This window comes from Acinetobacter sp. TY1 (genome assembly GCF_048551395.1).
In the GTDB taxonomy this organism is placed as follows: domain Bacteria; phylum Pseudomonadota; class Gammaproteobacteria; order Pseudomonadales; family Moraxellaceae; genus Acinetobacter.
Genome location: NZ_JBLYZK010000054.1, coordinates 1 through 6,826, shown reverse-complemented (window position 1 = coordinate 6,826; position 6,826 = coordinate 1). Strand labels below are relative to the sequence as shown.

Here is a 6,826-nt window from a genome sequence, read left to right as displayed (position 1 = left end):
TAAAGGTAGGGATATATACTGCTAAAGGTAGGGATATATACTGCTAAAGGTAGGGATATATACTGCTAAAGGTAGGGATATATACTGCTAAAGGTAGGGGGTGATCCTCTATAACCCTTTATCTACAAGCCTTTAAGGTAGGCTAAAAACATTAAAAACTATTAAAAACATTAAAAACATCAATTAAGAAAAATTGCCCTTGGTTTTCGCTACGCTCAAACTCTATTGAATCTCGCTTTCGCTCGATTCTAGGGACAATTTTTTGGTTAATACATATATCAATTTAAAAAAATCAAAAGCAATAATGCATTCGCTTTGCTCATGCTTTTTGAAAAGCAAAAACTTCATTGTGACGCTCGTAGACACTTGCTAAAGAAACTCTCTAATAACACCTAAAAAGCGGTTTTTCAGAGGGGGGAATAAGCGAACTTTCATTGTGACGCTCGTAGACACTCGCTAAAGGCTCTCATTTGAGGTCTAAGAGCTTTTACTCTTATAGACTATGGTTTCCCTACATTTTTAGTAAAAGTCGCTAAAAACCCCGGTTTTTTGCGTTTAAACAGGGTTTACCAAGGTGTGTAATCGTTATCATTGTCTTGTTCTGGCTTTTTAGGCTCATTTTTCTGCTGTTTCTCCAATTCTTGGCGTCTTAAAAATGCCATATGTTCTTGTTCTCGCCTTTCTTGCTCATAGAGTTGTTCTTGTTGTTCTCGTTCTTTACGTAACTGCTGTTCCCTCAATTCATGATCTTTTCGGTCGTTTTCGAGCTGTATCGCTCTTTTTTTGGCAAATTCTTGCTCTGCTTCTACCTCAATTGGTTTTATAAAATCTGCATGCATTTTTTGGATTTTTAGCTCTTCCATTTCTTTTGCATATAATCGTTTCTGTTTTTCACCATTTTGAGGGCTAAAGTATTTATTTCCATAGTTATCTTCTTCAAATATATAACTATTTTTGATTTCCATTCTTTGATTGCATATGTACTCTTGATAGTCATTTTCTCTGCGTGATATTTCTGAAATTTGGTGATCTATATTTGAAATTTGATCATTAAGTTTTCGTTGTTTAACAGTGATGTTCGGTTCGTCAAATTTTGCAAAAGACTTTTTAGGCTGGAGCAGCTGATTTTCTTCTGTCCATTTATTTAAATGATCAGAATATCTCTCTTTTTTTTCTATTTCACTAAGACCAGAAATATGCTTTTGGATGTCTAGTTGGGTGTTGTGTTGGTCGATCAGGTCATTTATTTGATTGATCCATTTTGTTTTAAAAAATAAAGGCTCTTTTTTGCGTAGTTCTGATATTGCAGAACTCATCGTGTCTAATTTTGTTGTTAATTTTGATAATTCTTCATTTTGGAATTCATAAAGTTTCTGAGAAGTTTTTTCTGAATACTCAGCTTGAGAGTATTGAAACTGAAGCTCACTTCGTACTTTTTGAACAAGATCCTCAGATACTTTGATGTTTTCATCCAGTGCGATGACCTTTTTGATTTTTAAATTACGTAGCTTAATTTCATCATTTTTCAGACTAATTTCTGTAAATATCCCTCGTCTCCGGAGGTATGTCGCTTGAGGACCTTCGTGCTGAGTTGCTTCTAGGTCACTTTCCTGGTCTTCATAACTTCTGTGATCGACACGTTCATCAAATCCATTTTGTTCCAGGTGATGATTGCATAACTCTGCAAATGATTCTCTCCAGTGGCTTACAGTTTCTGTGCCATTGTCACGACTGAAGTCCCTATATTTTTTTGCTGAAAAGCCACCCTGCTCATTAATACTTCGGGTTGTGAACATGATGTGTGCATGGTAGTTGCGTTCATCACTTCCACTGTCTGTATGAGGTGCATGAATAGCAGCATCAACGATGACACCGTATTTTTTAACGAGGTTTCGGCAAAGTTCATTGAGCATATTTTCACGCTGTTCAGCGTTTAATTCACCTGGAAATGCAATTTCAAATTCTCTTGCAAGTAACGCATCCTTTCTACGTTCAACTTTTTCAACTTTATTCCAAAGTTTCTGACGATCTAGTAATTCAGTATTTGTATTTTTAGGTGCATATATTTCTGTAAATTCGACACCTGATTTTTTAGTGTAGTCCTGTTCTTTTCCGTAATAGTCACATACCAATTTTTCACCAGAACGATAGGCAGCACAAGCAACAACTGATCGCCCATTACCTCTACTAATCGTTTTAACTGAAAAATGATATATCGCCATTTTGCTTTTGCTCTTTATTTCGATTTATCGAAATTACCAACATGAATATGTTGGTCAGGGGATTACAAAGGGGATTTACCCCTTGTCGCACCATTGAACTTGTTCAATGGCTAAGTGCGCCCTTCGGGTATTCTTTGAGCATCATATACCGTTTTGAACATCAGTTCAAACGGGATTATGATCGAAAAGAATCTTGAATTGGTAACTGATATGAGTATTGAAACTTTAGAGCAAAAAATTGCAAAGCAAGAAGAGCGTTTAAAACAACTAAAAGCTCAAAAGCAAGCTGTATTGACACGTGAAAAAAAGAAACAATCTGAACAGCAAAGAAAAGAAGATACTCGACGTAAAATTTTACTCGGTTCTTTCATGTTGAAAAAAATGGAAGATGAAGCCAATAAAGAAAAAATACTCGCTGATTTAAACGAGTATTTAACAGAAGATAGAGATAGAAAGTTATTTAATCTTTAATGTTTCTAGCATTCAAATTTCGTATAAGAGATTTTATGTTAAATAAAGCATACTAAAGCTCTGTTTAAGATAAAAGTTTTTCTAGGAAACTGTTTAGTAGTTATTCAGTCGAATTCAGAATTAATATCTTCGATGAAATTTAAAATTATATTTTTGTATTCTTCTGTTTTCTCATCAATTTTTCCCTGAAAGTTAACTGTTCCAGTGGTTAAAAATATATTACAGATTAAATTATCTAAACGAAAAACAATTTTTCCTGTGGTTGGCTCTGAAAAATTTCTTTTAAACTTTTCTTTGATTAATTTAATCAACTTATTTGGGTTGTCACACTTAACCATTTGATTTTCCTTTAAAAAATTTAAAAAAACATCAAAATCTTAAATATTATTAGTTAGTAGTAATAAATATAATTGTATATATATGTTGTCATTTTTGAAAAATTTGTCAAGTGTTTTATTTTATAAATTATATTAAGTAATTGATATATATTAATTTATATTTATTTTTTTGGAACTGTACTACTTTGAGGAAACTAATAAAAATGAAAAAATGAAAAAACCAATCAAAGAAAAAAATACATAAATAACATTAACTTATGTATTTTATCCTGTGTTTTATTACATTAATGAATAGAAATTACGCCCACCAAGGTAAATATTTCATATTTTTAGTACCTGCTGAAGGATCTACAGGTTTGATTCTTTTCTTCTCAACAGCTCTTTTTATTATTCGACTTACTGTTGCTCCACTACTTGGTTTAATTCCAAATCTCTCTCGTAGTGTAGAGTTATTCATAGGTTCTCCACTTAAATAACGTAGAACACTATGGAAATATGTGGCTTCAACTTTCTCATCTATGTCCATATTTTTGAACTCTTTGAACGAGAACATAATACATTTGATATGTTCCTCGTATGTCTTAAAAGATGGAGCTGGCAACTGATATAACTCAGTTTCTTTTACCACCTTATCAATACCACTTCCTCTTTCTTCACATATTCCCATTCTTCTTAATAAAGAAGCCATTTTCTCATTTCTACTTTTTGGCGGAGAATCTAGAAAACGATCTATATCAATTAAGGGTATTCCAGGGTTAGTTATCTCCATTCTATTCTGAAATATTTCTATTGTAGGTCCTGTGCCTTTAATCGAAAAATCTTGATGAATTAGGGCATTAGCTATCAATTCTCGGATAGATAGAGCGGGATATACAGGTACATTTTTTCTTAAAGCTTTACCAATTTCTTCATTGTCTGGAAGAATACGGTGAATATAGTCAATTAAACCTTCAAAACCGACCGCATACCCTCTTTTTCCAGAATATTCAACAGGGCTACTAAACTTATCATTCCCTTTATAAACAATTAAACGAACAATCTTTCTTTCTAAATGGGGGAAACTAGCTAAATCTTTAGCAAATAGTAGAGCTCCCATGTTAGTTATTAGCCATCCTCCAAATTGATTTCTTTGGATTAAATGCTCACTATGAAAGTCGGACAAAACTATAGAATCATCTACTGGTACTGGTCGCCCAACTAATTCATAGTATTTTGTAGTATCTAAATAGTTAAGTACTTCATTCGTTTTCAAATGATCTAGAGCAGTCTGTTCCTCAAATTGTGCTTGTGACAAGATACCCCATAATTTTCTAGACTTTTCAGGGTAAGCAGATAAAGGACGTTTATTTGATCCAACTCTTAAGTATTCAATTTTATCAAAGGCTATTGGGATGTATTGGCAAGCCTTTATTTCAACAATTACTATTTGAAAACCATCACGCTCTAGTTCATAGAAAGTAAAATCTATATGTGGTTTTAGTTTTTGTAATAGCCAATAAGATAACTCTTGACCATTATCCTCACCATTGTGTTTATCTTTGAATGGTTTGAAATTCGTACCAATTATCTCTTTAGTTTTATCTCTAATACCAAAGATCAAGTAAGCAGATTTTTTATAATCTAGAGCAGCTGCATTAGATAAAGCTGAAATATATTGGCCTAAGTCATCTGGGCGTAATGCATTAAATTTGAACTCTATCCATTCACACTCTTCGAATTGTAAGAGATAGTCTAAAAAATTAATTTGGCTTTCTTCTGATAAAACGGAATTAGGATGTGACATAGTTAAATAGAACAACTTATTTAAAGAGATAAAGTATTTATGTGAGGATTTTAAAAGTGATTTTAAAATCCTATAAAATTAACATAATACGTACTATTTAGGCTAAGTTTTAGTGAGTGAAATACAAGGTTAATATTTTTTAAGAGCTTATATAATTATTTAGACTTTCTAAAATTAACATAATACACCTTATACGAAATGCGTTATAATTATCTATAGAAATCAATGCTGTAGTTTCTAGTTGATAGCCCATCTTCCCCAAGGTGGGCTTTTTTTATGATTTTTCACGTTCCACGCTTATTATTTGATCAATGTTTCACGACTTTGTTCATATCAGTTAAACAATCGTAGTTAATCATAGGGTCTAAAAAAACGGCTCCAAAAGCCTCTTTTTTCCGGTTCCGGTTGGACATGTTCCGGGACTAGAATGCGCTTATTCTCGATTACTTCAGGTTCTTTTGGAGGGATTGTGATCACTTCCTCTTTTTCTTCTGTCTCAGGCTTAGATTGAGTTGGCTCAGGATCAACAGGTGTAGTGACATGAGGTTTTGGAGCTTCCAATAGACGTTGCATGACTTCAATTTGTTCTTGGTAGAAGGCTTCTCGATCTTTGGCATCTGATACTTGATTTTTCAGCATGTCTATCTGCTGTCTAAGCAGTAAAACTTCTGCCGAAGTTGGACTGTCTATTTTTACAGGCTCTTTTACATCCTGTTTTCTTGCAGGTTCACCAAATACACGGATGGCTTCTGAGAAATCAATCTTATTATCAGAATTTTTACTTAAAATTCCTTTGTTTATCTGATTATAGATGGTCTGTCTATTGATATTGTAAAGCTTGGATAACTCTAAAACTGAAAGGCTTTTCATGATGTAAAGTGATGCCTAATCTTGTAAAAATGTCTTGTCTATTAGACTGTCTAATAGACAAAACGACAAGTCTATATTTTAAGCAGTATTGAACCCGACTTTTTCTAGATAGGGTAAGTATTCCTGAACCTTATCAGGAATAGTTAAATTTTCAGAAATTCTTATAGCGAAGTCATCATAACTTTCACCAACTTTGCTGTACTTTGAAGCAAATGAAGGTTCATGAACTAGCTTATTTGAGAACAAAAGAATTTGTTTATCATTTAAGGCGATTTCCATTTTAATTGGCTGTGATGTTTTGGATCTTATTGTGAACTCAAAGCCAGTTATCTTGGTTCCAGACTTTTTGGTTTTATAATCAATAGTTATGTCCGAAGACTCATTAATTTGATCTTTTGCTACTTCAAGGACTTTCTTTTGAAAGTTATCAATTCTTGAAAGTTCTATTTCTGTTAAACCTAATGTATTTCGTAAATCAGAGAGAGAAATATAAAACTTTTTAGCAATCTTCCATTGCATACATATTTCATAAATCCGAACAGCATAAATACTAGAAAACTTACTTATTTGAAGAAGGTCATAACGCGTAAATTCTTTTTCTAAGCGACTTATTAATGGTATGACATCAGGAGCAAAAGATAAGTAAACAAAACCTGGCTTATAACCTACCTTAGATACCCATCGAGAAGTAAAAAAGATTTTAGAAGTATCTTCACTTAATAGATCAAAATCCCAATCCACATATGAAAATTGTCTGTCGAACAGGGTTTTACAAGCCCCTCGTAGCATGGAATAAGAGTTTTTGAGGCTAATATCAAACATTTCTGCATACTTTTTAGCTGATATTTTTATCAGAGAGTTAGCATCAATCAATGTTTTACTTTCTCTAGCTTCAATAATTGCTAAAAGTATTAAGCGCATTTCTACCAAATCAAGTTTGTAGCTTGCCTCAATCAAGATATTCGCTTTTACGACTATATTTTTACTCATTATTAGACCATAAAATTTTTATTAATTTACTATATATTTTTTTTTGTAGGAAATAAAGAAGAAAACGAGATAAACATATACTGCTAAAGGTAGGGATATATACTGCTAAAGGTAGGGATATATACTGCTAAAGGTAGGGATATATACTGCTA

Annotated in this window: 6 protein-coding genes; 1 reads left to right on the top strand and 5 read right to left on the bottom strand. The window is 32.7% G+C overall.

Annotation, left to right across the window (positions count from 1 at the left end; translation table 11 throughout):
• Positions 1-566: 566 nt before the first annotated feature.
• A complete protein-coding gene (gene mobQ / locus ACK2M2_RS16070; protein WP_419349868.1) occupies positions 567-2,222 on the bottom strand; it encodes a MobQ family relaxase in 1,656 nt (551 codons plus the stop codon).
• Between the two features lie 210 nt (positions 2,223-2,432).
• On the opposite strand from mobQ, the gene ACK2M2_RS16065 reads away from it, so the two are divergent.
• Positions 2,433-2,693: a mobilization protein gene (locus ACK2M2_RS16065; RefSeq protein WP_419349867.1), complete on the top strand. Its 261-nt coding sequence runs from the start codon at positions 2,433-2,435 to the stop codon at positions 2,691-2,693.
• 104 nt (positions 2,694-2,797) lie between these two features.
• On the opposite strand, the gene ACK2M2_RS16060 is transcribed toward ACK2M2_RS16065, so the two are convergent.
• The 4 genes from ACK2M2_RS16060 to repM form a co-directional block, all read right to left on the bottom strand.
• Complete coding sequence (locus ACK2M2_RS16060) at positions 2,798-3,031, bottom strand: hypothetical protein (RefSeq protein ID WP_419349865.1); 234 nt, start codon at positions 3,029-3,031, stop codon at positions 2,798-2,800.
• Between the two features lie 298 nt (positions 3,032-3,329).
• Positions 3,330-4,814, bottom strand: coding sequence for an ATP-binding protein (locus ACK2M2_RS16055; RefSeq protein WP_419349863.1), 1,485 nt, complete (start codon positions 4,812-4,814; stop codon positions 3,330-3,332).
• Between the two features lie 351 nt (positions 4,815-5,165).
• Positions 5,166-5,684, bottom strand: coding sequence for a plasmid replication DNA-binding protein (locus tag ACK2M2_RS16050; RefSeq protein ID WP_087090660.1), 519 nt, complete (start codon positions 5,682-5,684; stop codon positions 5,166-5,168).
• Positions 5,685-5,762: 78 nt separating this feature from the next.
• Positions 5,763-6,674: a replication initiation protein RepM gene (repM, locus tag ACK2M2_RS16045; protein WP_004733876.1), complete on the bottom strand. Its 912-nt coding sequence runs from the start codon at positions 6,672-6,674 to the stop codon at positions 5,763-5,765.
• Positions 6,675-6,826: the final 152 nt, after the last annotated feature.

Coding starts and splice junctions, on each gene's coding strand:
- mobQ (WP_419349868.1), bottom strand. CDS start 2,222: ATGGCGATATATCATTTTTCAGTTAAAACGATTAGTAGAGGTAATGGG.
- ACK2M2_RS16065 (WP_419349867.1), top strand. CDS start 2,433: ATGAGTATTGAAACTTTAGAGCAAAAAATTGCAAAGCAAGAAGAGCGT.
- ACK2M2_RS16060 (WP_419349865.1), bottom strand. CDS start 3,031: ATGGTTAAGTGTGACAACCCAAATAAGTTGATTAAATTAATCAAAGAA.
- ACK2M2_RS16055 (WP_419349863.1), bottom strand. CDS start 4,814: ATGTCACATCCTAATTCCGTTTTATCAGAAGAAAGCCAAATTAATTTT.
- ACK2M2_RS16050 (WP_087090660.1), bottom strand. CDS start 5,684: ATGAAAAGCCTTTCAGTTTTAGAGTTATCCAAGCTTTACAATATCAAT.
- repM (WP_004733876.1), bottom strand. CDS start 6,674: ATGAGTAAAAATATAGTCGTAAAAGCGAATATCTTGATTGAGGCAAGC.